The 24,208-nt window shown below is 57.0% G+C and carries 23 protein-coding genes; 6 read left to right on the top strand and 17 right to left on the bottom strand.

All coding sequences use genetic code 11. The features are described 5' to 3' along the window. Positions 1–14 precede the first annotated feature (14 nt). Genes ACQY1L_RS17510 through ACQY1L_RS17495 form a run of 4 tightly spaced genes read right to left on the bottom strand, consistent with a single transcriptional unit; the run spans position 15 to position 3,843 of the window. Positions 15–836, bottom strand: coding sequence for an ABC transporter permease (locus tag ACQY1L_RS17510; RefSeq protein ID WP_430245117.1), 822 nt, complete (start codon positions 834–836; stop codon positions 15–17). Then, entirely contained in the window at positions 829–1,656 is an 828-nt protein-coding gene (locus tag ACQY1L_RS17505) for an ABC transporter permease (protein ID WP_430245115.1), read from the bottom strand. Before ACQY1L_RS17505 ends, ACQY1L_RS17510 begins: the two co-directional genes overlap by 8 nt. Positions 1,657–1,666: 10 nt before the next feature. Then, positions 1,667–2,707 (bottom strand): extracellular solute-binding protein, encoded by a 1,041-nt coding sequence (locus tag ACQY1L_RS17500; protein ID WP_430246049.1) that lies wholly within the window; start codon positions 2,705–2,707, stop codon positions 1,667–1,669. Positions 2,708–2,727: 20 nt separating this feature from the next. Continuing rightward, positions 2,728–3,843 carry an ABC transporter ATP-binding protein gene (locus ACQY1L_RS17495; RefSeq protein WP_430245113.1) on the bottom strand — a complete coding sequence of 372 codons (1,116 nt, stop codon included), beginning with the start codon at positions 3,841–3,843 and terminating at the stop codon, positions 2,728–2,730. A gap of 621 nt (positions 3,844–4,464) precedes the next feature. On the opposite strand from ACQY1L_RS17495, the gene ACQY1L_RS17490 reads away from it, so the two are divergent. From ACQY1L_RS17490 to ACQY1L_RS17470, 5 genes are all read left to right on the top strand, one after another. Next, positions 4,465–5,394, top strand: coding sequence for an ABC transporter substrate-binding protein (locus ACQY1L_RS17490; protein WP_430245111.1), 930 nt, complete (start codon positions 4,465–4,467; stop codon positions 5,392–5,394). A 3-nt stretch (positions 5,395–5,397) separates the two neighbouring features. After that, complete coding sequence (locus tag ACQY1L_RS17485; RefSeq protein WP_430245109.1) at positions 5,398–6,270, top strand: amino acid ABC transporter permease; 873 nt, start codon at positions 5,398–5,400, stop codon at positions 6,268–6,270. 78 nt (positions 6,271–6,348) lie between these two features. Next, positions 6,349–7,479, top strand: a complete 1,131-nt coding sequence (locus ACQY1L_RS17480; protein WP_430245107.1) for a sugar phosphate isomerase/epimerase family protein — start codon at positions 6,349–6,351, stop codon at positions 7,477–7,479. 145 nt (positions 7,480–7,624) lie between these two features. Continuing rightward, positions 7,625–8,377 (top strand): GntR family transcriptional regulator, encoded by a 753-nt coding sequence (locus ACQY1L_RS17475; protein WP_430245105.1) that lies wholly within the window; start codon positions 7,625–7,627, stop codon positions 8,375–8,377. 287 nt (positions 8,378–8,664) lie between these two features. After that, positions 8,665–9,732 carry a restriction endonuclease gene (locus tag ACQY1L_RS17470; RefSeq protein ID WP_430245103.1) on the top strand — a complete coding sequence of 356 codons (1,068 nt, stop codon included), beginning with the start codon at positions 8,665–8,667 and terminating at the stop codon, positions 9,730–9,732. Between the two features lie 108 nt (positions 9,733–9,840). On the opposite strand, the gene ACQY1L_RS17465 is transcribed toward ACQY1L_RS17470, so the two are convergent. The 7 genes from ACQY1L_RS17465 to ACQY1L_RS17435 all read right to left on the bottom strand — a co-directional run bounded on the left by ACQY1L_RS17465 (position 9,841) and on the right by ACQY1L_RS17435 (position 16,702). Then, positions 9,841–10,323 (bottom strand): MucR family transcriptional regulator, encoded by a 483-nt coding sequence (locus tag ACQY1L_RS17465; protein ID WP_430245101.1) that lies wholly within the window; start codon positions 10,321–10,323, stop codon positions 9,841–9,843. Positions 10,324–10,894: 571 nt separating this feature from the next. Further along, positions 10,895–11,410 carry a cupin domain-containing protein gene (locus ACQY1L_RS17460; protein WP_430245099.1) on the bottom strand — a complete coding sequence of 172 codons (516 nt, stop codon included), beginning with the start codon at positions 11,408–11,410 and terminating at the stop codon, positions 10,895–10,897. A gap of 66 nt (positions 11,411–11,476) precedes the next feature. Next, on the bottom strand, positions 11,477–11,872 hold the full coding sequence (locus ACQY1L_RS17455; protein WP_430245097.1) for a hypothetical protein: 396 nt from the start codon (positions 11,870–11,872) through the stop codon (positions 11,477–11,479). A gap of 151 nt (positions 11,873–12,023) precedes the next feature. Continuing rightward, the gene (locus ACQY1L_RS17450) at positions 12,024–12,932 is read right to left on the bottom strand and encodes a helix-turn-helix domain-containing protein (RefSeq protein ID WP_430245095.1); all 909 of its coding nucleotides are present in this window, start codon (positions 12,930–12,932) and stop codon (positions 12,024–12,026) included. 596 nt (positions 12,933–13,528) lie between these two features. After that, complete coding sequence (locus tag ACQY1L_RS17445) at positions 13,529–14,407, bottom strand: MBL fold metallo-hydrolase (protein WP_430245093.1); 879 nt, start codon at positions 14,405–14,407, stop codon at positions 13,529–13,531. A gap of 782 nt (positions 14,408–15,189) precedes the next feature. Further along, positions 15,190–15,825, bottom strand: coding sequence for an NADPH-dependent F420 reductase (locus ACQY1L_RS17440; RefSeq protein ID WP_430245091.1), 636 nt, complete (start codon positions 15,823–15,825; stop codon positions 15,190–15,192). A gap of 121 nt (positions 15,826–15,946) precedes the next feature. Beyond that, on the bottom strand, positions 15,947–16,702 hold the full coding sequence (locus ACQY1L_RS17435; protein ID WP_430245089.1) for an alpha/beta fold hydrolase: 756 nt from the start codon (positions 16,700–16,702) through the stop codon (positions 15,947–15,949). A gap of 146 nt (positions 16,703–16,848) precedes the next feature. Here ACQY1L_RS17435 and ACQY1L_RS17430 point away from each other — a divergent pair, with 146 nt between their 5' ends. Further along, positions 16,849–17,823 (top strand): LysR family transcriptional regulator, encoded by a 975-nt coding sequence (locus tag ACQY1L_RS17430; protein ID WP_430245087.1) that lies wholly within the window; start codon positions 16,849–16,851, stop codon positions 17,821–17,823. Between the two features lie 91 nt (positions 17,824–17,914). Here ACQY1L_RS17430 and ACQY1L_RS17425 read toward each other — a convergent pair whose 3' ends face one another. From ACQY1L_RS17425 to ACQY1L_RS17400, 6 genes are all read right to left on the bottom strand, one after another. Then, positions 17,915–18,664 (bottom strand): SDR family oxidoreductase, encoded by a 750-nt coding sequence (locus ACQY1L_RS17425; RefSeq protein ID WP_430246047.1) that lies wholly within the window; start codon positions 18,662–18,664, stop codon positions 17,915–17,917. A gap of 75 nt (positions 18,665–18,739) precedes the next feature. Then, positions 18,740–19,615 (bottom strand): alpha/beta fold hydrolase, encoded by an 876-nt coding sequence (locus ACQY1L_RS17420; RefSeq protein ID WP_430245085.1) that lies wholly within the window; start codon positions 19,613–19,615, stop codon positions 18,740–18,742. Positions 19,616–19,852: 237 nt separating this feature from the next. Further along, positions 19,853–20,134, bottom strand: a complete 282-nt coding sequence (locus tag ACQY1L_RS17415; RefSeq protein WP_430245082.1) for a DUF1127 domain-containing protein — start codon at positions 20,132–20,134, stop codon at positions 19,853–19,855. Positions 20,135–20,288: 154 nt separating this feature from the next. Beyond that, a complete protein-coding gene (locus tag ACQY1L_RS17410) occupies positions 20,289–20,552 on the bottom strand; it encodes a helix-turn-helix domain-containing protein (RefSeq protein ID WP_430262128.1) in 264 nt (87 codons plus the stop codon). 294 nt (positions 20,553–20,846) lie between these two features. Then, complete coding sequence (locus ACQY1L_RS17405; RefSeq protein WP_430245078.1) at positions 20,847–22,394, bottom strand: GMC family oxidoreductase; 1,548 nt, start codon at positions 22,392–22,394, stop codon at positions 20,847–20,849. Between the two features lie 203 nt (positions 22,395–22,597). Beyond that, positions 22,598–24,064 (bottom strand): aldehyde dehydrogenase, encoded by a 1,467-nt coding sequence (locus tag ACQY1L_RS17400; protein WP_430245076.1) that lies wholly within the window; start codon positions 24,062–24,064, stop codon positions 22,598–22,600. Positions 24,065–24,208 lie beyond the last annotated feature (144 nt).

The following is a 24,208-nucleotide window of genomic DNA, read 5'->3' as shown; positions in this document are numbered from 1 at the left end:
GTATCGTTATGGGATCAGGCTTGCCGCGAGGGCGCGAGCACCCGCCTTGCCACCAGCATCACCACCAGGGTCAGCCCGATCAGGATGCCGGACATCGCCGCCACCCGGACATCGAGCGACTCCTCGATCAGCGCGAACATGCGAAGCGGCAGAACGGTGGTCTGCGCATCGGCGAGGAAGAGCGACACGGAGACATTGTCGAGCGACTGAATGAAGACCAGAAAGGCACCAGCGAGGATGCCGGGAGCAAGCAGTGGCAGGATCACGCGCCGGAGCGTCGTGTACCAGGTCGCGCCCATAACGGTGGAGGCTTCCGCCAGCGACGGGTTGATGCCTTGCGCGACGACCGATGCGGCTCGGTACATCAGCGGCCCGAAGACCACGACATGGCCGATGACGGTGAGCCACAGCGACGGCTGGAAGCCGACGAAGTTCGCCACGATCAGCGCCGCCAGACCATAGACGAGGCTCGGCAGGACGAGCGGGGCGAGCAGAAAAGGCTCCAGCGAATTCACCGTGCTGCGCCGCATCCGCGCCATGCCGATGGTGGCCGGCACGGCAAACAGCAACGATCCAAGCACCGCAAGACCTGCGATCTTCAACGAATTGCCGGCTGCGATATGTTCGGTTCCGGAGCGGACGGGATCGAGGAGTGCCTCGTACCAGCGCAACGAAAATCCCTCAGGCGGGTATTTGAGCGTCTGGCCTGCGGTAAACGACATCGTGATCGCGATGACAATCGGCGCCACCAGATAGATCAGGCTGAGGCCACCGAAGCCAAAGACGAATGCCTTGTAGAGAAAGACCGGCAACGGATTTTCGCGCGGACTATGCATGGCCGACAAGCCTCCTGTGGCGGGAAATCATGGTCATGGCGACGAGAAGGATGCCCGTCGACAGAAGCAGGACAACGGCAATGGCGGAAGCCATCGGCCAGTCGAACAGCGTGCCGACCTCGCGATAGATGAGCTGCGGCACATAGACATTGCGCGCACCACCGATGACAGCCTGTGTGACGAAGGAAGCGCTGGTGCTGGCAAACACCAGAATCCAGCCCGCCAGCAGCCCCGGCAGCATCATCGGCAAGAGAACGGTCACGAGGATCCGCCACGGGCCGGCACCAGAGACTTGTGCCGCCTCGGTGAACTGCACCGGCGTGCGCGACAGGATGGCGATCAGCGGAAGGATGATCAACGGCAGATCGATCTGGCACATGGCCAAGACGAGCCCGAGTTCGGTGGACATCAGCGAGAACGGACGCTCGGCTAGTCCGAGCGCCACGAAGGTCTCGCTGATCGGGCCCTGTCGCCCGAGGATGACGATCCAGGCGAAGGTGCGCACCACATTGCTGGTCAGCATCGGGATCAGCGTCAGGAAGATGATGAGCTGTCGGGCGGTCTTGCCACTGTGCCAATAGAGAAGTGCAATCGGAATACCGAGCAAAGTCGTGCTGGCGATCGTCTGGAGACCGAGCGTGGCGGTGTTGACCAGAACGCGGTAATTGAACGCATCGCCGAGAAAGCGCGCGTAGTTGTGAAGGGACGGGCCGTCGGGGCCGATAAAGCTGAACCCGACGAGAACAGCGAGCGGCGTCGCAAAGAACGCCACCGACAGCAGAAGCATCGGGAGAACGTATGGGAAGCCGCTCGCTTTCATTTTATGACCCTCAACCGGCTACAAGAGCGTCGAACTGGCGGATCCATTCCGCGCGGTTCTTATTGATCGCCGCCCAGTCCGGATAGACAAGAGACGCGAGCTGTTCCCGCTTCACATAGGCCTCGATGCCGGGTGTCAGTTCGACCTCCCTGTTGGTTGGGAACATCTCGGTCGGCGGCATCTTGAGCTTGTCCTGCGCGGCCTTGGAGATGGCAGCATCCATAAAGGCGTAAGCCGCATCAGGGTTTTTTGCGCCCTTGGTCAGGTGGATGTTGACCGGAGCTGCCGGAGCACCGGTCTCGGGCTGGACGAACTCGGCCTTCATGCCCAGGGCTTTCAACTTTGCCACATTGCCCGTCGAGCACATGAAGACGGCGATTTCGCCCTGCTGAAATAGGGTCATCTGATGGTTGGTGCTGGCAACGACACCCTTAAGATGCTCCGGATGCTCCTTGAACAGCTTGAACACGGCGTCCATGTCGGTCGGGCCGGAGCCGAAGATCTTGGCAATCTCGGAATAGGCCATGACGCCTGTGTTGGAGGCAAAACCCGTCCACGACACAAGGCCCTGGTAGGCCGGATTTTCGAACAGATCACGATAGCCCTGTGGTGCCGGCACCAGATCCGGGTTGTAGGCAATGCCGTTGACTTCGACGGTCACGGTCGGGCCGTACTCGCCCTGGAAGGCCGGATCGAGCAGGCTCCAGTTCTTCAGCTTTGACGGATCGATCTTCTGGATCAGGTCATTCTCGACGGCGACGGCCATCTGGCCGGGTGACATCAGCAGCGTGTCGTAGGGCGGGTTGCCAGGGCTCGCCATGACCTTGGCAAGCTGATCCTGCGCCATGGCAGGCGCGACCGTGAGATCGAAACCGGCTTCCTTAACGAGCGGTGTCAGCGCCGTGCGATAGGCATCTTCCCAGTTGCCGGGGAATGCGGCGGCAACAGCCGTGCCGCCGGCCGCGCGGGCGGCGAAAGGCAACGTGGCGGCTGCGGCCGCACCGGCGGCGAGCAGTCCGAAATGACGTCTTGTGATGTTGAAGTCTTGCATCTGTTCACCTCTGTTGTTGTTCATTCGCTGGATGCTTCCGGTTCGCTCGGAAAGGCGTGACACCTCGCGGTGTCAATCTCGGCAAAGAGCTGGGCTCCCGGCTCGGGAATGAACGTGGAGGGTCCACGGACCTGCGACGCGCGCAGACCCGTGCCATCCTCGAGAAGAAGGTCGTGGACGAGCGTCGGCCCAAGTGGCACGGACACCGTCAGCCGAGCAGGCAATGAAAAGCCACCGGGGGCCGTCAACAGACGGACGTCTTCGGGACGGAAAGTGATGGTGACCTTGGAGCCGATCGTGAAATTCAGACGGCGGGGCAGAACGACCGTATTGCCATCGGCGAGCGCAAGGGTGGTTGCCTCCGCATCCAGCCGCTCCACCGTCCCGTGCAGCACATTGGCCTGGCCGATGAAGGTGTTGACGAACAGCGTCTTCGGCCGGTCGTAGACGGCCATGGGCGTATCGATCTGCTCGACATTGCCCTTGTTCATCAATACGAGGCGACCGGCAAGGCTTTGCGCCTCTTCCTGATCGTGGGTGACGATCAGCGTGGTGATGCCAAGGGTCTTCTGCAGATGCAGCAGTTCTACCTGCAGATCGAAACGAAGCGCGCGGTCAAGCGCCCCGAACGGCTCGTCGAGCAGAAGAAGCGAGGGCCGGCCGGCAATGGCACGGGCAACCGCGACACGCTGCTGCTGGCCGCCGGACAGTTCACGCGGCAACCGATTGCCAAAACTCTTCAACTGCACGAGCGAGAGCATTTCTTCCACGCGGTCCCTGCGCTCAGCTCGCGGCATGTGCTGGCAGGCGAGCGGATAGGCGATGTTCTCAGCCACCGTCAGATGCGGGAACAGGGCGTAGTTCTGGAACACCATGCCGATGCCGCGCGACCGTGCTGACACATTTGCAAGATCCTGACCACCGAGCTGGATGGCCCCATTCTTTGGTTGGATCAGCCCGGCGATGGCCCGCAGGACGGTGGACTTGCCACAGCCGCTTGGCCCCAGAAGCGCGACGATCTCGCCAGCCTCAACCTCGAACGTGATGTCGCTGATCGCGTTCTGCCCACCATAGCTGTGGGTCAGACCCCGAACGCTGAGCTGCTTACCCTCCAGAGCCTTCGAGGTCTCTGCCATGGATATCCCCTTCGATTGCGCCGGGCCGCCAAAGCGCTCAGCGCCTGGCGGCACCAGGCAGCGATGCGGTCGGTCGACGATGTGGACTGCTGTTTCGGTCATAACAAGGGAATTGCAAGCGTCATGCCAGTTTTCAAAACTGCACTACGCATCCAATCTAACTCTCTGATAGGAATCGCGTATTTCTGCTTATTTTAAATTCGAAAGTTTCAAATAATCTTTGTGATATAAAATTTGTCGAATCTAAAAAATGTGCAGGCCATTGGATATACAGCTTACACTTTAAGCAGGATCCAAAACACTGATCATGGATCTGCTGGCGACTTTTAGCCCGTGAAGCACTGCGGGGCAAAAACCAGGACATTAGAATAAATCGAGCTAAAGCAATAGGCTAGGCGTAAGCCCGCCGCTCTGAACAACACGGACGACACCTGAGTAAGGCGCGGGAACCTGCCTGTTCGCAACTTTCTTCGTATATTGTTACGGATTAAGGAGAAACGTGCATGAGTTGAAATTAGCGTTTGATTACAGTCTCCTGCTGAGACGGCCACCGAGCTGGCACGCCGATTGCATCGAGGTTTGCGTAAATTCACGTCGATAAAAAAGCGACAAGGGGATCACATGCGCAGCTTCAAAACCCTGAACATCGGCCTTGCCAGCATCGGAATGATACTGCTCGCGACGTCGGCCCAGGCCGCGGAGGGTACCGCCATCAAGATGTTGCCGGATGCGGACCTCGCCAAACTGCCGGGCGTCGCTTTCGACCATGCGCTCGCGGACAGGCTGCCATCTGCCATCAAGGACAAGAAGATCCTGAAAGTGGCGACGGACCTGACACCGCCGATCAGCTTCCAGGCAGAGGATGGAAAGCTGATCGGGATCGACGCCGATATCGCGGCGGCCCTTGGCGTCATTCTCGGCATCGATGTCCAGATGACTAATGTCGGCGCCGGCGCCGCCATTGTGCCGGCGGTCCTGTCCAAGCGTTTCGATATGACCATTTCCGGCATCAACGACGATGTGGAGCTGGAAAAGCAGGTCGATGTCATCGACTACATGTATGACGCCACCACCATCATGACGATCAAGGGCAATCCGCTCGGCATCAAGAGCATGGAAGACCTCTGCGGCAAGAAGGTTGCGGTGCCGGTCGGCACGTTCCAGGCGCGTCTGGTAGACGCCGCATCGGAAAAATGCGCGACGCCGATGAACATCATGTCGATCCCAAAAATGCCTGACGTCCTGCAGGCCGTTCGCACAGGCCGCGCTGATGCAACCGTCAACGGTTATGCGACGAGTGTGTACACAACGGAGAACCAGACCGGCAAGGGTGTCGGCCTGCAGGCGATCCCGGAAGTGCGCCTCGCTGTCGGCTATCTCGGCATGCTGACATCAAAAGACAATCCGGAACTTCGCGATACGGTCATCGCCTCGCTGCAGCACATGGTCGATAGCGGCGCTTACACGGCGATCATGGAGAAATGGGGGCTCGGGCCGCTGGCCGTGACGACCGTCAAGTTCAACGACGCCGCCAGCATGCCGGTGAACTGAGCCATGGCCTTCCTTGCTCAACCTGTCAGCATGGGCATCGCCCCACCGGTCGGCACGCCGATCCGGTGGGGGCAGATCACATCAGGCGCCGTCGCGATCCTCGCGGTAGTGCTCATGATCACGATGATCGCTGGAAACAAGAGCGTTCAATGGGGTGAGATCCCCCGTTACATGGTCGATCCGGTGATCCTCGACGGCGTTGTCCTGACTTTGCAATTAACCGCAGGCGCGATGGTATTCGGCATTGTCGTCGGTTGCATCGTTGCTATGATGGCGACAAGCCAGAACATCGTCTTTAAAGCGATCGCCGTCGCCTTCGTCTGGTGGTTCCGTGGCGTTCCGCTGATCGTCCAGATCTTCTTCTGGTTCAACATCGCACTGTTTATCCCGATGGTCGGCGTCGGCCATTATCAGATCTCGATCAACGAGCTCGTCACCCCAGCGCTTGCTGGCTTCCTGGCGCTTGGCTTGCATGAAGCCGCGAACATGAGCGAGATCATTCGTGGCGGATTGACCGCCGTCGATCGTGGCCAGCGAGAGGCAGCTTCGTCACTGGGCTTACGCCCATTCCAGATCCTTCGAACCGTCGTCCTGCCCCAGGCTATCCGGCTGATCGTGCCGCCGACCGGCAACCAGGCGATCGGCATGCTGAAGGCGAGCGCCATCGTCTCCGTCATCGGCATGCAGGACCTGCTGACCCAGGCCCAGGCCATCTACGCCCGCAACTTCCTTGTCATCGAGCTGCTGTGCGTCGCTTCGCTCTGGTACCTCCTCATCACCAGCGTGGCATCGATCGGCCAGCATTTTCTGGAAAAGCGCCTCGCCCCGAAAGGCAGGACCGCCGGTACGCAGAAAGGCGCGCCCCGACGCGCCTGACACATCACCCGTTCAATCATCAACCAACCAGGGTCGCCATTGCAGCGCATCCGATCAGGAAACATCAAGGAGCAGATCATGAGACTGGGCATCGACGGGCAGAAGCTGCCTGAAGCGAGGAAGCGCGGCCCCCTCAAGAGCCTGGACCACGTCAAGGAACTCGGTCTCGGTGGCATTTTCTTCAGCACCATCCTCGACATGACCCCGACGCTGGACAAGGGCGCATTGGCTGAGATCCGGGCGAAGGCTGACGAACTCGGGCTGTATCTCGAAGCCGGCGTCGGCAAGATCAACCCCTATTGCAGCGCCGAGGCCCCAGAGTTTCGCGCCATCGGCGATGGCGACGTTATCCTGGGCTTCACCCGCATGATCGAAGCGAGTGCCGCCATCGGCTGCCGCGAGCTCTGGGTGTCGCCGGGAAACTTCAAATCGGAATATCGCGGGCGACTGGCCAATGACCGTTTCCGTACCGACGTCACCTGGGACGAGCAGTTGCTGGCCATCGAAAAGGTGCTCTTGAAGCTCGCCCCTGTGGCGCGCTCCACTGGTGTCCATCTCAACATGGAGACCCATGACGAAATCACCTCCTTCGAAATCCTTCGACTGATAGAGAAGGTCGGCGAGGATTGCATGGGGGTCGTCTTCGACACGGCAAACGGTTTGCAGCGGGCGGAACATCCGGTCTTTGCCGCAAAACGCGTCGCTCCCTATGTGCGCCAGACCCATATCAAGGATGCCTATGTCGGCCATGCCGAGGGCGGTCTCGATTTCCAGACGAGGCCCGTTGGGCGCGGCATTGTTGATTTCGCGGCAATCATCCCGATCCTCGCCAAGGCCAATCCCGACCTGAACCTCTCCCTGGAGGTCGCAGCCTCCGTCGAGGACAAGCCGCGCAAGGCCAATCCTCGTCAGTGCATCGAGATCAACGATCCGACTTGGCGAGCCGGCCATCCCGACCTGACCTCGGAAGAACTCGAGGCCTATCTGGCACTGGTGGAAGGGTTCGAGAAGCGTGTTGCCACCGGGGAGATCCCGGACTGGGAGAGCTATGAGACCAGCCAGTATGGCTACCCGACCTATACACAGCAGTCCTACGGCTACGGTGAAGCGGTAGAATTTATCAAAAGTTCGGCACGCCACATCGAAGAGGTCTGCACAAAGAATGGAATTTCGCTGTCGACGCCTTCCTCGAAGCAGCGAGCCGCCTGACAGGCCAGAGGTTCAGCACCGGCGACATGTGTCACCGGTGCTCCTTAAAACATTGGAAAAATCTCGACTTTTGACACCAAGCGCATATACGCAGGAATATTCTCATGGAAATTATTAGGTCGCTTGATCGGAGCTGGATAGGGAAATGAAGAGGACGACACGACGTCAAGGCACCAAGACCGCACCGAAGGCCAATGGCTCAATTGATGCGGCAGAAAACACCCATGACGACGTGACTGAACGCATCCGGATAACGCTTGCCACGGCGATCGGCGAAGGTGCGCTCAAGCCAGGCGTCAAGATCCTTGAGGATGCGATTGCCGACCACTTCGGCGTGAGCCGCACGGTCGTACGTGGTGCACTTGGCGTTCTGGAAAGCGACCATCTCCTGGAACGCAAGAAAAACCGCGGCACGTTCGTTGCCGAACCGGGCATCGAAGAGGCCAAGGCCTTGTTCGAGGCCCGTCGCAAGCTTGAGCACGTCATCCTTGAACTCGTATTGGATCACGCAACCGCCGACCAATTGGACGCACTTGAAAAACTGACCGACGAGGAAGAGCACATCCATCATCATGGTGATGAGAAGTCGAAGACAGTGCTGTCAGGCAAGTTCCACGTCGTTCTGGCAGAGCTTGGCGGCAATGCCGTCCTGACGGAGATACTGTCGAAGATCGTCGCCCGCCTCTCGCTTGTCATGGCGCTTTACGAGGAGGAGCGGAAAGACGATTGCGGCGCGGATCATCACCGCCTGATCGTCGGCGCCTTGAAAGCCAATGATCTGGACAAGGCGCAGCAGTTGATGGACCATCATCTGGCCGACATCGAGGGCCGCGTTCGGCTGACCGAGGGACAGGGCGATCGGCATACGTTCCTGGCTGTGTTAGAGAATTTTTCCTAACCAGTGGTCTTGAAGGGAGTCGAACCAAGAACCCGCTATTCCGCACGCTTGAGACAGAATTTTTATGGAGTGCGTCGCCGCGCGGCCAATGGCGATCTGGCCACATCGGCTAAGTTCCTTTGGAAGCACGCCATCAGGCGAGTTTTATACACACGATCTGGGTCACTGCGCCCAAATGCTTCGACATAAACACGAAGAGACACGCTCGGAAACTCTCTCCGAAACGCATAAAGAGCGAGCCTAGCTCGTGGGCGATAGATACGCGCAAGTAAATCGCGAAATAATAGATGCTCGTGCTTGACTGGAACGGGGTTGTCGAATTGACAGGTAGAGGACAAAGACATAGCCGACGTGGCAAACCGAAGCCGGATGATAAGCTTGAAGACTGGATAACGCCTCCCGATCCGGTGCCGACCGGTTGGTATCAACGGCGAGGTTACGCGCTCGAGCGCGTGATTCAGCGTCTCCTGGACAACGAAGGGCTGGCCCCGGAAATTCATCATCGCCCGAAGGGCGAGGAAATCGATGGTTCGTTCGAATTCGCAGACCGGACTTTTCTGCTTGAGGCGAAATGGAAAGCCGACCCGGTCCCCGCCTCAGATTTTTATGCCTTCAAGGGCAAAGTCGATGGGAAGCTTGTCGGCACCATTGGAATATTCATCTCGATGACAGGCTTTGCGCAAGATGCGATTGACGCTTTGAAATTCGGCAAAGATATTAACCTTATCCTCTTTAGCGGCAGCGACTTTCAGCTAGTCGCCGAGGGCCGGGTTACCTTCCGGGACGCCTTGAGAACGAAATTGCGGTACGCCGCGGTGGAGGGACAGCCATATCTGCCACTAGAGGCAGGTTCCGACGCTGCAACGAAGCCTGCGAAATCGGATTCAAATCAAGATTTAGTCACCTCTGCGAAGGGCGGCGTCAATATAGTTGTCGAAGGCCCCCTGGATCAGCAGGTACTGCAAATTCTTTTGCAGCGCATCGACCCGACGATTGCGGCTGTCACGCGTATCTGGCCAGCTGGAGGGCAGCTGAACGTCGCAAGCCTACTACGGCGTCTCCAAACTGTCGAAGCATTCGCGACCGCGGCAGTTATCGAGAGCGATATGCCCTCTGATCATCTTGCGGAGGTAGTCGAGATTCTTGCGGCCTCTGGAGGTCGTTATCTCGTCGTCACGCCCAACCTGGAGGAAATGCTGGGAAGCGCTCTCGACGGGGCGAGCGTGTTTCCTCGGCGGCTGGATAAAAGATCAGCAGCCATTTTCGCCGCCGAGAACGCTAGTATTGATCGACTCATGTCCAAAAACAGGAAGATCGGTGCATTCATAGAATGGTTGCGTTGTTTTACGCCTTGAAAAGAATCGAACCTACGACCCGTTTGGGCAATGACACTAAGATGCTGAAAAAATGTAATGTCCCTTAGCAGCTGTGAACAGCGGTAATCTCGCCGGTCGTTAGTGCTGTCAGCCTTCGTCTTTGTCGTGGGCGAGTTCGCGCCACCAGTGTCCCAGTCCTGATTCTTTAGCCAACTCTGATCGCTTGGCCGAATAGTTTGGGGCAACCATTGGATAGTCGCTACGCAAGCCCCACTTCGACCGGTACTCAGCGGGGGTCATGCCGTATTCGGTCATCAAGTGGCGCTTCAAAGACTTGAACTTCCGTCCATCCTCAAGGCTGATCAGGTAATCGTCTTTGATAGATTGCCGGATCGGGACGGCTGGCTTCTTGATCTCTGGGACCTCGGACGCGACCGGCTCCTGCCCAAGGTCTTTCAGCGCGCTAAACGTCCGCTTGATGAGATCCGGGATATGGGCAGTCGGAACCGTGTGCTTCACGACATAGGCTGCTACTACACGGGCTGTCAGAGCAACCACTGGATCGGGTCCAGCGGCGCCAAGGTTTTCATCAGTTGCATCTGCAAGCATCATTTTATCCGAACCAAACATGCACTTCGATTTTGCAATAGCCTCTATTCCACCGTTATGACAAAGCATTATCAACGCTTATCAAGTGAAATCTGAAATGTCATACAAATCACCTTCTGCACTGTCTGCTCTCTTAGGCGCTTAGTGAGCCTGTGCGGGGCTGAGCTGAACCATCCGGTCGCAATCTATATGGTTGTCCATGGCGTTCCGCCGCGGAGCTGAAAGGGATGTTTTAGCTCAGTTCGTCAGCCGAATAAGCGGCATCTGCTGCTGGAGAAAATTCGTTACCAGAACTGTTAACTCATCTGGACTTTCCATAGGAGACATGGGGCAGCTATCCAACAGCGTGAAAACAGCGTCTGGGATCCGTTTTGTGAGAGCCGTTTCGTGCACCAACATGAGCCCAGGGCCAGCACCAACGACACTGTATATCTGATCCTTCGTTATCAAGATGGCGGGCTCATAACGTGCTATAGTCCCGTGGGATGGCTGTGTCGGGACTTTGATAAGCAAAATGAATCCCTTTATTGTTGAGAAGCGATGGGGACTACTGGACCACCACGGCTGAGTGCCAAACTCCTGCTGACTTGTCTCAATGCGTCATGTTTGCAGGGCGCTTCATCTTTGGCGCCATTTGCGTGAACATGGAGATACCGATAGCCGCGTTGTCCTGTGCACTGCCCAACCAAACACCGTGTTCAGCCGCAGCTGCACCGAACGCCTCTAAGTCCTGCGGCTGGGGTGGACCAGCCGGATAAGAGCGTCCGACGCTGGAATAAAATGATGCCAGTGCCATCGTCGTGACATGCACGGTAGATACCTGGTGGGCAGACGTATTGCGCAGCGCGTTTCTCACATCGGGCATGACATCGAAGACATCCCCGGCGCCTAGCGCCTGCCATTCATTTCCGTCGAAGACCTCTAGGATACCGGATGTGATATAGAATGTTTCCCTTGACGGGTGACTGTGCAGTGGAACGGCTACGCCAGCAGGAATGATCGACGTGCTCAAGCAATATGAGCCGGCATCGGGTAAGAATTCCGTCTTGAATTCCATCAATGGACCGAGAATATCGATCGCTCCGATCCGGTGCTTTAGATTAGACATGATTTCAGTCCTTCGGTTTTAGGGCCGAGTTGAAGTTGGCACGCTGACGCGACGCCTTCCGTTGAATTAGATTGTTGAGCTGGAAAGTTTCGGTCCGAACCAACCGCAGGCAGAGTCCGTGAAAGTGCGATCGAAGGCGGATCGGACGATGTAACTTTCGCTGTATCCAGGGCGCCTGGTGCCGAGCACGCAGCCGTAATGTTTGCAAGCACGCTTCTGCAATGCGCTAGTTGCTTGGCTCAAACCCCAGTCGATCGAGAGTTCGAGAAGCGGTCGTGTGATCCCGATATCCTTCAGCATCCTTTCAGCAGAGTCACAAAGCGACAGCAGCGCAATCCGTTTCGAGTTCCAGCAATGATAGCGCCACCAGTAGTGGCGCATGGCAAAGCCAATTTTTACAAATATTGTGGAGCCATCGCTTAGGCTCTTTTCAAACGACTCGGCCTTGAGGTTTGCAAGCATCTGATACTCCCCTTTTCATAGGAGACCGGCTCGCGCTCTTCCAACATTGCAGCCCGTATCTTATTGAATGGAGCAAATCGTGAGGCCTAGATAAATGCCGTTCTGTCCGGGCAAAATATCAGGCCAAGTGTTTCAAGCTATAACACCGGTATCACGCTGTCATGGAAGTGCTATTTGATATGCGGTAGATGCTGGGCGGTACCCCAAATTTTTCGTGAAATAGTTTTGTCAGGTGTGCATGGCTTGCAAACCCCGAAGAATGCGCAATTTCGGTGATCGACATGGACGCCCCAACAAGCTGCTGCCTGGCATGTTCGAGCCGAACATCTTGTAGATAGCGGTGTGGGGTTTTGCCGGTCGCGCTTCGAAACATTCGAAGGAAATGCGACCGACTGTATCCGCTTTCAGCTGACAGCGCCTCGAGGTTAAGATTTTCAGAAAAATCGCTGGCAATCCTATCGAGTACACGCCGGAGTCGAGGTTTCGACAGGTATGGCTCGTGATTAACCCCCATGTTTGGGACATCATGTGCGAGCTTGATGAAGCGGCTAACAATCGCCATGGATAAAGAGTCGGCGTAGAGCTTTCCGGAAATTCCACCGTCGACAGCTTCGTTTGCTGAAAGCGCAACCAGTTGTGACAAAGCCGAGTCATGCCCGCCGAGATGCTCATGAAAGTCTTTCGGTGGTGGCAGGTCAGCTTCTTCCGCAACTTGAACAACAATTGATGGATCAATCAAACAAGCGATCATTTTAAAAGGCGTGTGCGCACGCACCTCGGGCTGTATTCCTGCTGGCCCGACCGAGAGGCTGCCTGCCTTTTTGACATGCCTGGCGAAATTACCCGATCGCTGCTTGTATTCCCAAATTGATGGTTCGCCTTCCCAGACCAAAACATGATGGTGATCGACAATGACCTCCTCCCGCTTTTGAAAAGTGTCACTCCATCGTCTGTCTATGGTCAGTCCGTGCCACTTCGGCCCGTCGTCAGCCAGGCCATCAGCAGTCGTGCCATCAAGTAGGACATCTAGCTTGTCTGTCGAGTTCTTGCTGCTGCTCATTACAGGGCCTTACAAAATATTTCTTGCGTCAGTAGACCGAATTTGATGCTGGCCAGACGGTAACACGAATGATCTAAATTATGAGATATAGTCACATCCAAGGTTTTTCTGAGGTGCGACTTCGAATCTGTCTGAGAAAGACTTGCGCCCGTACTCAGCCGCGTTTTGATTTCCATTGTCCTGTGGAACTGCATCCACACATCAATCCAAATCGTATAAGTGACACTGGGTCTAGCGAGAGTGGATCGCTCCGAGAACCGGACTTAGCCGATCGTCAGTACTTCGATCAGCATCATGGCAATCTTGAGCTCCGTAGCCTCTTTGAACCGATGGATGTCGCGATCGTCGCAGTCGGGCTCGACTTTGTCATTAGGATGTTCCGAGCCTCTGACTGGGCACAGCTCAACACCTCGATGGCCTTCGCCCTGACACAAGTTATTTTTACGCATAATAATGAACCTATTGCGCGCTAAAACGGTCGCTTCGCGCGAAGTCGACCTCGATCGAGCTGCCGCCATTGATCGGGCCAATTGCGGATTTAAACAGAATTCCGAAGCATCGCCGGTAGGATTTGCCGCAAGAAGCCATCCACGCCGTTACGAACCCCATGCCGAGCCGGGCAACGTATTGAGCGGGATCTCCAAATACCGTTGTCCATTTTCCTCAACATAAGGCAGCGCTCCTGCGCGTATGTTAACCTGCAACGCATGCAGCATCAGTTTTGGAATCGGTAATGTTTTATCGCGACTCTCGCGGAGACGGATGAAATCCTCTCGCGATTGACCAACGATGTGCGCATTCTTTTTCTTTTGTTCTGCCACCGTTGTCGCCCAGGCTGCCTCCCGCCCTCCGGGCCTATAATCATGTCCAACGAACAGGCGCGTCTCCTCGGGCAAGGTCAGGATGTCTTGGATCGATTGCCATAGCGCGGCGGCACTGCCGCCGGGGAAGTCGGCACGGGCCGAGCCGCTGTCCGGCATAAAAACCGTATCGTGAATGAAGGCTGAATCGCCGATAACGTAGGTTATCGAAGCCAGCGTGTGCCCCGGTGAGTGCATAACGCGAGCCGTCAGATCTCCAAGTTTGAAGCTCTCGCCATCGCTAAACAAACGATCCCACTGCGAGCCGTTACAAAGGAGATCCGCGTAGTTATAGATATCTTTCCAGATTTCCTGAACCCGGCAGACATGCTCGCCAATCGCAATGGGCACACCAGTTCGCGACCGAAGGTAGCTTGCGGCTGAGAAATGATCTGCGTGCGGATGGGTATCAAGTATCCACTCAAGCTCCAAACTATGCTTTGCGATATATGCGAGGAGCAGATCGGCATTGGTCGTCCGTGTCGAACCTGACTTTTCGTCATAATCGAGCACGGCATCGATTATAGCGCATTTGCGCGTGGTAGGGCAGGCAACAACATACTGGATGCTGCCCGTACGGGTGTCGTAGAACCCAGCGACTTCAGACTGCTTCATGATTTCATCTTTTGCGACGTCGCAGGAGCGAACAGAGGTTTCTGTTTGGAATGGATAGTTTGCTCAAAGGAAACAGGTCATTGGTTATTTTTGCCCGCTAGTTATTCACCTAAAGCGAAAGCGCTGAAGTTATTGTGAGCGTGTCGATATTCGAGCGATTGTTCAGCCTCGGACGGTGACGTTCGGAATGCTTTATGAAGGTGCGGGACAGACATACAGTCATCTTTTTCTTGACGGTAGCGCTACAGGCGGAGCTGATGCGCCGTTCAAGCAACTCTGGACAGAGATGTGCAAGCATATGAATGCTCTTCCTTTTGCGGTGAGGCGATTGGCGCGCCATACCTTACGTAGTGCCCTGTTGATGCTTGGTGGTTACGTCAGAAGGCCTGGATAACAATGCCAGTCCATTGAGCGGAAACTATCAGGACGTGCGGCTCGCGCTATAACGTGGGTTCCATGTTGTCATGATAGTGCTATCACGCGGCTTCGAGCCAATGTCGAACCCTCCACCGCCTTGAACCGATGTGATCCGTCGGACTGCAAATCAAAAGTTGCTGATGTGAGCCACGTTTTCTATCGCTATCTGAACACACTTTGCTCACAGCACTTTCCGCTTATACTGCTAGCAAAAACCCGCCTCTGCCGATGTGAACATCATGACGTCTGCGATCAACCGTTGCGCGGTTGCCGGTCGAATGCTCTGCTTCAATTATAGTGGCAGCCTTTCCGCCGAGCGGTTTCTTTGAACTTCCGCTCGTCGAAAAGGGCTGCAGTTGGTCAGTCTAATCGCCTTCGCGTGACACCGCGTCGAGCGCTGCACGGAGGTCGCCCCTGCTGAGTGGAATACAATAAGCGGGAGTATCGGGTTGAAAGCGGTAGCCCTCTTTCAATGGTCCAGCGTCTACGATATCGAAGCCCAGTTCCTCGAAGAGCTCGCTGACGATCCGCTTCGCCGTCAGGTCATCGCCGGCAATCGGCAGTGCCCGACGGTCTATCGCTCCTGCAGGTCGGCCATCTTTCTCAATGTCCGCAGCAGTGATTGCGTTAAATGCTTTGACGATCCTGGATTTTAGCAAATGCTGCGCAAGAAGTTCGCTGCTCGTTAGGCGGCCAAGATCCAGCTCAGTTATCTGCCCGTCCCGGGCCGCGTAGTAGTTGTTGGCATCCAAGACAATTTTGCCGACCAACTCCGCGTCGGGAATAGACTTATAGGCTTTCAGAGGAATAGCGATCACCACCAAGTCGCCAAAAGCAGCAGCCTCTGCTGGTGTTCCGGCCATGCAGCCAGTCGTGCCCGTAAGACTGAACAAGGTGTCAGGGCCACGACTGTTTGACACCATGACCTCGTGCCCGCATTCCATGGCAACTGCGGTGACAGCACGGGCAATAAAACCCGCTCCGATGATACCGATTTTCATGTTGTTTCCTAACTAGGGTTGGATTTGCAAGGGCTTGCAGCCAGACATTCTGCGGCGGTCTTGAAGGCTATTCGCCTGCGTGCCGAGATCGCCGGACGTGTCCTACACGTCCGGCTCCCACTTATTTCCCGGATGCGGCCGTCTTGATTACTTCGACAACTGCCTGTGGCTGCGACAGAAACACGGAATGGCTCGCATCGATCTCGGTGACCTTAGATCCTGCCCGGCGATACATGGCACGCTGCAGTTCCGGATTGATCATCCGGTCCGCTGTCGTGACAACTGCAAAGCTTGGCTTGTCCTGCCAAGCGGGAGCACCGATTGGCGTCCCCCAGATCTTGCCGTTGATCGGCATTTGCGAGATCGCCATAAACTCTGCCACCGGCAAAGGCAGATCAGCCGCAAAGTCGGCAGGGAACTGGGCAGCGTCGACTAGCAGATAGCCGTCGTCTGTCGGCGAAATGCTGTGCGCCGCAGGCGGCGTGGCACTGGATACCTTGCCAAGGACCTCGCCTTTGTCAGGCGCAAAGGCCGCGACGAACACCAGGCTGTCGACCTTCGGATGATGCCCTGCTTCCGTGATGACAGCACCGCCATAGCTGTGGCCAACGAGAACCGCTGGGCCTGATTGCATGTCTAGGATCCGCTTGGTTGAGGCTACGTCATCTGCAAGTGAAGTCATGGGTTGCTGGACGATGCTAACGGTGTAGCCATCGGCGCGAAGCAAGTCGGCCACCGGCTTCCAGCCCGAACCATCGGCGAAGGCCCCGTGCACAAGCACGACGTTGCGGACAGGGGCCGCAGCAGGATTGGCAGCGGCGGATCCTGCAACGGACGCGGCACATAAAGCTGTCAGAACTAAATTGGAAAGGGTCATGGCGTTCTCCGGCATCCCGCATGAAGCGTCGGATGCGTCAGGTTAAGGGTTCTTTTCTCGCCTGAGACGTCTTTCATGGATTTAACTTCAGCGGAAACGATGGCTCTTCATGATACTGATGCATAGAATTCAGTATGGAGGCGACCATGGCAATCGGACGGATCGATCTTAATTTGATCAGGGTCTTTGACGCCGTATTTGAAGATCGCAACCTGCTGCGCGCCGGCCGCCGATTAAACTTGAGTCCCTCCGCAGTCAGCCACGCCCTGACAAGGCTACGACAGGTCGTGGGGGACGAGTTGTTCGTGCGTACGGCAACGGGAATGATGCCGACCACGCGCGCCATCGCAATGGCCGAAGATCTTCGCAGTTCCCTGCACAAGATCGTTGCGACCTTAGGCGTAGATGCGTTCTATCCTGCGACATCGACCCGGAAATTTGTTGTCGCCGCAAACGATCATCTCACGGCTGTGATCGTGACGCAGTTGACCAGGCTTATGGCGGTCGAAGCGCCCAGCATCGATCTGGTCGTACGCCCATCGACACGGCTTGATCTTGCAGAGCAGATCGACGTTGGTCGGATCGACCTGGCGCTAGGTATATTCCAGCAAGTCCCTTTACACTTCAGGTCCTGCGCTCTCATGACGGAAGGCGACAGAATCGTCATGCACAAGGCGCATCCAGCAGCGGGGAGGAAACTGACGCTCAGGGATATGGCAATCTACCCTTTGCTGACCGTCTCGGTCGGGGGCGAGGAAGAAGGTGCCGTTGGCGGCTTTATCCTTGAGCGTGGCCTGGCACGCCAGTCCGAGATGTTTGACCGAAGCGCACTTCAGGAAGCCCTGACCGAGATCGCGGAGATGCCGCGCTACCAGACAACTGTGCCACACTCTCTTGCAATACCAGCGCTGATGATGGGCACCGAGCTGATCAGTATTCTCCCCGGGTCGCTCGCGCGCCATCTGGTGGCCGACGAGAATTTCGTATTGTCAATTCCACCTTATGAGGCTGCCAGTTCCACGTTCCGCGGGATCTGGCACAGCCGCAACGACTATGACCCCGCCCATTTGTGGCTACGTCAGCTCGTCATTCGCGCTGTGGAACAGGTGAAGGAAGAATAGATCATTTCGTGGCTAAGCTCGGTTGGAGGGGCCCAATAACGTTCATGAACGACCCGAGCAGTCGCACATCGTCCGCCCGGACCATGATCGGCTACACCTGCGAAACACCACCATCTATGGCCAGTTCCGTTCCTGTAATGTAGCTGCTTTCCGACGACGCCAGGAAGAGCAAGGCAGCGGCCACTTCTTCTGTTTCACCAACGCGACCGAGCGGTATAGTGGTCGCTCGATGAGCCACGAAAGCATCGAGGTCTTTCGTGGTCGGGAAGGCGGCGGCGACCAGTGGCGTGACGAAAGTGCCTGGACTGACGGCGTTGACCCTGATCTTCCGCGCCTTGAGTTCCGTCGTGAGAGTTCGAGCAAGGGAACGGATGGCTGCCTTGCTGGCGGCGTAGGTGCTGAATCCGGCGGCACCCATCCCGGTCACAATGGAAGCATTGATGATGATCGAGGCGGCATCCGGCATCAGAGGAAGAAGCTTCTGGATCGTGAAGAACGTCCCCTTGAAGTTGGTATCGACGGTCATGTCGAAATTTTCTTCGGTTACGGCGGCAAACGGCGTCACCTGCCCTGCCCCGGCGTTGGCGAACAGCACGTCGATCCGACCGTGGCGATCCCTCACCTCTGTGTACAAACGATCGATATCGGCAAGGTTTGCGATGTCGCCGCATATCTTTTCGACGTTTCCGCCGATCTCGGCGATGGCGTCTTCAATCCCATCCTTCCGACGACCTGTGATGATGACGGTGGCGCCCTCGGCGACAAAGCGCTTGGCCGTGGCGAGGCCTATGCCGCTACTTCCGCCCGTGATGACGGCGATCTTATCTCTAAGTTTCAAGATGGTATTCCTAACTGTGTTCTGGAGACTGATAGCCTTCCCGAACGCGGGCTCGACGATATAGGCGACGACGATCCATCAACTTGACTGGCCAGTTGTGCGGAGCGCCATATGCTGCTGGAGGAACGTCGAAATTAGACGTTCCAGTTCGTCCGGCCTTTCCAAGGGGCCCATGTGCCCACTGTCCAGCTGTGCGAAGGAAGCGCCCGGGATCCGCTTTGCCACAGCTTCCGCGAGATACGGGGGAGCGATCTGGTCCTGCGTCAGGCCGATGCTGAGTGTCGGCGCCTGGACGTGCTGCGCCTCGGCACGGACGTCCAGAAAAAGTGCCAACGCGACCTGGCGCGCCATTCCGAGCCAGTCGGTGTCAGTCGAGATCGTGTCGACCATTCCCTTCAGTGTCGTCTCGTCGAGCGACGCCAGGAACGACTGACTGAAACCCGTCAGTACGATGATCTTGGCAAGTGCCGCTGGATCATCTCCAATCAACGCTTGCCAGAGGCGAAGCTGAAGCTGCATCCGCGGATCCTCGGAGGTGAGCAAACCGCCGACAAGCACGAGCGAACGAACCTTTTCCGGATGATGAGCGGCGATGTGGACAGCCACCGCAGCGCCGAGTGAAAACCCGACCAGATCGAAGGGTATCGCATCTGCAGCTTTGGCAGCAGAGACGACCTGGTCCGCAAGCGTTGCCACCGTCAAGGCGGCACCAGTGTCGGTCGTGCTCCCCGATCCGGAATAGTTTGGACGTATCACGGTCCGTATTTTCGAGAGCGGTTCGACAAGCGACACCCAATTCGTGTGCGAGTTCAGTGCCGTTCCATGCACCAGTACAAGCGCTGGCCCGACACCATCGACACTGTAGGAAATGTCCGCTCCGTCTCCATCGAGATGGCGAGCGTCATAGCGTGCCGGCGTCTGGATAGACTGCGGGTTATGGCTTTTGATGGACAAGACGAATTCCTTTAAAATCGAGAAGGTCTGTATGGCACCAGACCGATCGGCTCGAACCGGATTTGAAGCCGTCACTTTGCCGAGAGGCTGACTGCAGTCTTGAGTTGAGTGCCGTGTTCGGCAGCGTCGTCGCTAAGGCATGATGATCTGCCGGGACGGAAATCTGACCCGCTCATACGCCGGCGGATCGGAGAGCTCGTGACGTCTGCAAGTCCCCCAGCAAAGGTCGAAGCCTCATCAGACCTCGTACCCATATTGTCCACGGGCGTGCCTCTGCAACCCGTACGTCGCGTGGGATACTCCCTGGTCCTTCGCTAGTCTCAGCTGAGGTCGGGTAATGCCTATATCCTTCAGCATTCTATCGTCGAGGCTGCAGAGCGCCTGAAGTGCGATCCGATTGCTGTTCCAATTTATATATCGCTGCCACGCTTGGCGGGTGAACCGCCAGATCGTGTTGGGGATAGCGTAGGCGGCATGAGGCCGCCTCTCAGGCAATGTCTGCGTGAGGTGTACAAGCATCTTGTGCTCTCCTTTTTGAACGGGAGGCGGGCTTTTTCCCTCTTCCAACCAGGTCCCATTATTGAGGGCCCGATACTGTCAGAGCGCTGGATAGGATTGCCGTTCTCTTGGCCTCAAACTATCAGGCCAGGCGCTTGGCGCTATAACACCGGTGTCAGGCTGTCATGCTGGTGCTATTCGATGCGCGATATACGCTCGGCGGCAGACCGGATTTCTCGTGGAACAGTTTGGTCATGTGCGCATGGCTTGCGAACCCTGAGGAGTGGGCAATCTCGGTGATCGACATGGATGCCGCGAGCAGCTGTCGCCTGGCATGCTCCAGACGGACGTCTTGGAGATATCGATACGGTGTCTTGCCGGTCGCGCTTCGAAACATCCGAAGAATCTGCGCCCGGCTATATGCGCTTTTGGCAGCCAGCGTTTCGAGGCTGCGATTTTCTGAGAAGTTGGCGGGTATCAGATCGGGAACACGGCGGCGCCGCGGCTTGGACAGGTAGGGTTATGGATCGGCAATGAGACACCACTCAAACGGGAAGCGGCCAACCTAAACCTTGAGGCGTTCTCATATTCAGGCTTTTCTGAGAAGTATATGATCGGCGATGTGACTTGAGAGACACGGATACGGATCGACGACTGCTAATCTGTCCGCGCTCCGGCGGGCGGAACGCGAATAGCCGCCTGTAGAATAAGGCGTCTGGGACGTTCGATATGGCTACATTCCAGCGGCCAAAATTTCCGCCATCCTCTCACCGATGATAACGCAAGGCGCCATGGTGTTTCCGGTCGTCACGCGGGGCATTATTGAAGAGTCGGCAATGCGAAGCCCTTCTATGCCGTAGACCTTGAGCTTTGCATCGACCACCGACATTGCGTCCGTGCCCATCTTTGCCGTGCACGACTGATGCCAGACAGTCGATGCGGTACTGCGCACGAAATCCTCCAAGTCCGCCGCACCCATAGCCCCCGGCATCACTTCCCGTTGTGCAAATCGGCTGAGAGCCGCCGCATTGCCGATCTCACGCGAAATCCGGACGCCTCGCACCAGCGCCTTCAGATCATCCGGGTGCGACAGCGCGTTTGCCTCGATCCGAACCGGATCGCTCGGGTTCGGGCCTGTCAATGTAATCTGACCTCGGCTTTTCGGTCGCGTCAGCCCTGGAAGGATCGACCAGCAATTTGCTGTCGGGTTGAATTTGGCGCTTGCTTCCGGGGTGGTAATGGGAATTTCAACGATGAATGCCTGAATGTCGGGCTCCGGCAAATCCGGCTCGCTCGTCCAGAAGAATGTCGCTTCCCCGAGATTGTTGCGAGGCACGATTTCCTCTCCAGCTTCCCATACCAGCCCCGCCACCATGATATGATCCTGGAAATTCTGCCCGACGCCCGGCAGGTCCCTCACCAGCGGAATACCATGCTCGGCCAAGTGTTCCGCCGGACCGATACCGGACTGCATCAGGACTTTCGGTGTGTTGATCGCGCCAAGAGACAGGATGGTTTCCTTCCTGGCCGAGATTGCCAAGATCTGTCCTTCGAAATCGACCTCGACGCCGGTGGCGCGGTTTCCGTCAAAGAGGATGCGATTGACCGTGGCGTGGCAGAGGACGGTGAGGTTGGGCTGCACCATCGCCGGATAGACATAGGAACGGAAGATCGAAAGGCGCTTCCCGTCCCGGATCCGGACATTGGCGAGAGCCGCCCCTCCTGCGCCTTCCATCATCCGCCCATTCTGGTCGGCAAAACTCTCAATGCCACACGACGCGGCCGCATCGAGCATGGCGTTTGCGATCGGATGTGGTTCCGACGCCGGTTGCATGAAGACCGGTCCGCCCACACCGCGACGCGGATCCGGCTCACCGGCCCAGTCCTCGATCCGGCGATATATTTCGAGGACGGACCTGTAGTTCCAGGCTGCGTCATCAGCTTCATTTGCGAAATAGTCCCAGTCTGTCTTATGGCCACGGGCCCAGATCATGACATTGATGCTGGAGCCGCCCCCGAGGACCTTTCCCATCGATAGAGGGAGCGAACGCCCATTGACGTGCGGGTTAGGCTCGGCGACGAATTGCCAATCACGCTCGCTGCCAAGGTTCGCAAACCAGATGCCCGGCTCGGTAACGGCGGCATCGGCATCCGAGCCACCAGCTTCCAGCAGTAGAACCGATACATCGGGATTGTCGGCGAGGCGTCGGGCGACAACGGATCCAGACGAACCGGATCCACAAACGATATAGTCGTAATGCGAAGCCAGTTCGCGCTTCAACCGATCTTGATTTTCGCTGACCTGGCGAGCGAAATCATCAGTAGCGCGTAGCGCGCTGCTGGCTGCATACCATTGTTAGGCATGTGAACCTCTAAGTGTAAGAATTGTCGGTGGAGAACGCGCTAAACAAGCCCCCTCCGAGTGGCGATCATCAACGATGCGTGCCGGCTACTCGATTAGGTCTCGCAGTCTCGCCGTCAGTGTCATCCTGCTGCTGGCATCATGATGGCTTTTGTCTCGAGGAATGCCTCGAGTCCTTCGGGACCGCCCTCACGCCCAACGCCTGACATCTTGTAGCCGCCAAATGGGAGCGCAGGGGACTGATCGAGCCCGTTGATCCCAACCTGACCCGTCCGGATTTGGCACGCCACATCGTAAGCCAGTTCGACGTTTTGGCTGAAGACCATGCCGCTCAGTCCCAGATCCGTGTTGTTTGCCAGGCAGATGGCGTGTTCGATTGTCTCGTAGCCTTGGATTGTCACCACCGGTCCGAAGATCTCTTCTCGCGCGATCGCCATATCGGGTGTGACGTCGTCGAAGACAGTCGGATTGACGAAGAAGCCGCGCTTGGGCAATTCGCAACGTATTTCGCCGCTGGCAACCCTCGCACCCTGGTCGATTCCTGACTGAATGAAGCCCTCGATCCGATCCTGCTGCCTTTTGTTGAGGACTGGGCCGATCTGCGTCGTCTTGCACCAGGGATCGCCCACCGCAAGACTGCGTGCGGCATTCGAAAACCGGCCAACGACCTCATCCTTCCGGGAAAAGGGCACGAGGATGCGCGACTGGGCAAAACAGAACTGTCCGGAAAATGGCATAGACAGCGGACTGAGGATCGGAAGAACAGCTTCAAGATCCGCGTCCTCCAGCAGGATGGCCGCAGACTTCCCGCCGAGTTCCATAGTGAACCGGTTCATCTTGGCGGCGGCCGTCGCTGCAATCTGCGATCCGACGGCAAAGCTGCCAGTAAAGCTGATCTTGTCGATGTCCTCTGATTCGACCAGAAGAATACTTTCCTCGCGGTCAGCAGTGACGACGTTGATCACACCAGGTGGGAAGCCGGCAATTTCTGCGCATTCGGCAAAGATGAGCGCCTCAAGCGGGCTTTCCGGCGCGGATTTAACGATACATGTGCATCCGGCTGCCAAAGCTGCACCCAGCTTCTGTGCCAGGATCGGGAACGTGGCATTCCAGGGGACGATGAGGACCGCCACACCGACCGCTTCGCGTTTGATCCTCGCATGTCCGCGCTCTGTCGAACGGGTTTCGTCAAACGCATATTCCCTTGCGAGATCTGCATAATAGGCCAAGCGGTTCACGCTGACCGGGGCAAGCGCGCTTGTCAGAGAAATTGGCGCGCCGACCTGGAAGGTCCAGAGGTCTGCCATGAGCTGTACACGGACGGCGAGTGCGTCGGCCAGTCGCTGGATGAAATCGGCACGTTCAGTCCCGGACAGACGGGGCCAGGGGCCATGATCAAACGCATGCCTTGCGGCGCCAATGGCAGCTTCAATGTCCCTGCTGTTTGCAAGCGGAAGATCGATCTGAACCATCTCGGTTGCAGGATTCACAAGCGATACGCGCTGATCTGAGCCGCTCGAAACCCACGCGCCATCAATGAAGAACTTCTTGCGTATTTTAGACGACAAATCGCGTTCAGGGCTGAACATAGGAGCTCCTCGTATGGATGTAGTCTACAGTTGCTCGAGGATATCTCTGAGCTTCGCTGCAGCCGTACATCTCGGCGAGAGCTTCATCGCATATGCGGACGTGCGCTTGCTTTCACGCCGATCTCTTGCTTGCAGGGAAGTGCT

The sequence above is a fragment of the Neorhizobium sp. DAR64862/K0K3 genome (assembly GCF_050500185.1).
Classification (GTDB): domain Bacteria; phylum Pseudomonadota; class Alphaproteobacteria; order Rhizobiales; family Rhizobiaceae; genus Neorhizobium; species Neorhizobium soli.
Note: the sequence above shows the minus strand (reverse complement) of the source record. Positions and strands in the feature narration are given on the sequence as shown.

Bases quoted from the DNA above. Each gene is read 5' to 3' on its own strand.
- ACQY1L_RS17510 (WP_430245117.1), bottom strand. From the start codon at position 836: ATGCATAGTCCGCGCGAAAATCCGTTGCCGGTCTTTCTCTACAAGGCA.
- ACQY1L_RS17490 (WP_430245111.1), top strand. From the start codon at position 4,465: ATGCGCAGCTTCAAAACCCTGAACATCGGCCTTGCCAGCATCGGAATG.
- ACQY1L_RS17440 (WP_430245091.1), bottom strand. From the start codon at position 15,825: ATGAAAATCGGTATCATCGGAGCGGGTTTTATTGCCCGTGCTGTCACC.
- ACQY1L_RS17445 (WP_430245093.1), bottom strand. From the start codon at position 14,407: ATGAAGCAGTCTGAAGTCGCTGGGTTCTACGACACCCGTACGGGCAGC.
- ACQY1L_RS17495 (WP_430245113.1), bottom strand. From the start codon at position 3,843: ATGGCAGAGACCTCGAAGGCTCTGGAGGGTAAGCAGCTCAGCGTTCGG.
- ACQY1L_RS17480 (WP_430245107.1), top strand. From the start codon at position 6,349: ATGAGACTGGGCATCGACGGGCAGAAGCTGCCTGAAGCGAGGAAGCGC.
- ACQY1L_RS17430 (WP_430245087.1), top strand. From the start codon at position 16,849: ATGGCAATCGGACGGATCGATCTTAATTTGATCAGGGTCTTTGACGCC.
- ACQY1L_RS17500 (WP_430246049.1), bottom strand. From the start codon at position 2,707: ATGCAAGACTTCAACATCACAAGACGTCATTTCGGACTGCTCGCCGCC.
- ACQY1L_RS17470 (WP_430245103.1), top strand. From the start codon at position 8,665: ATGCTCGTGCTTGACTGGAACGGGGTTGTCGAATTGACAGGTAGAGGA.
- ACQY1L_RS17475 (WP_430245105.1), top strand. From the start codon at position 7,625: ATGAAGAGGACGACACGACGTCAAGGCACCAAGACCGCACCGAAGGCC.
- ACQY1L_RS17485 (WP_430245109.1), top strand. From the start codon at position 5,398: ATGGCCTTCCTTGCTCAACCTGTCAGCATGGGCATCGCCCCACCGGTC.
- ACQY1L_RS17435 (WP_430245089.1), bottom strand. From the start codon at position 16,702: ATGACCCTTTCCAATTTAGTTCTGACAGCTTTATGTGCCGCGTCCGTT.
- ACQY1L_RS17415 (WP_430245082.1), bottom strand. From the start codon at position 20,134: ATGCTTGTACACCTCACGCAGACATTGCCTGAGAGGCGGCCTCATGCC.
- ACQY1L_RS17505 (WP_430245115.1), bottom strand. From the start codon at position 1,656: ATGAAAGCGAGCGGCTTCCCATACGTTCTCCCGATGCTTCTGCTGTCG.
- ACQY1L_RS17450 (WP_430245095.1), bottom strand. From the start codon at position 12,932: ATGAGCAGCAGCAAGAACTCGACAGACAAGCTAGATGTCCTACTTGAT.
- ACQY1L_RS17455 (WP_430245097.1), bottom strand. From the start codon at position 11,872: ATGCTTGCAAACCTCAAGGCCGAGTCGTTTGAAAAGAGCCTAAGCGAT.
- ACQY1L_RS17400 (WP_430245076.1), bottom strand. From the start codon at position 24,064: ATGTTCAGCCCTGAACGCGATTTGTCGTCTAAAATACGCAAGAAGTTC.
- ACQY1L_RS17460 (WP_430245099.1), bottom strand. From the start codon at position 11,410: ATGTCTAATCTAAAGCACCGGATCGGAGCGATCGATATTCTCGGTCCA.
- ACQY1L_RS17465 (WP_430245101.1), bottom strand. From the start codon at position 10,323: ATGTTTGGTTCGGATAAAATGATGCTTGCAGATGCAACTGATGAAAAC.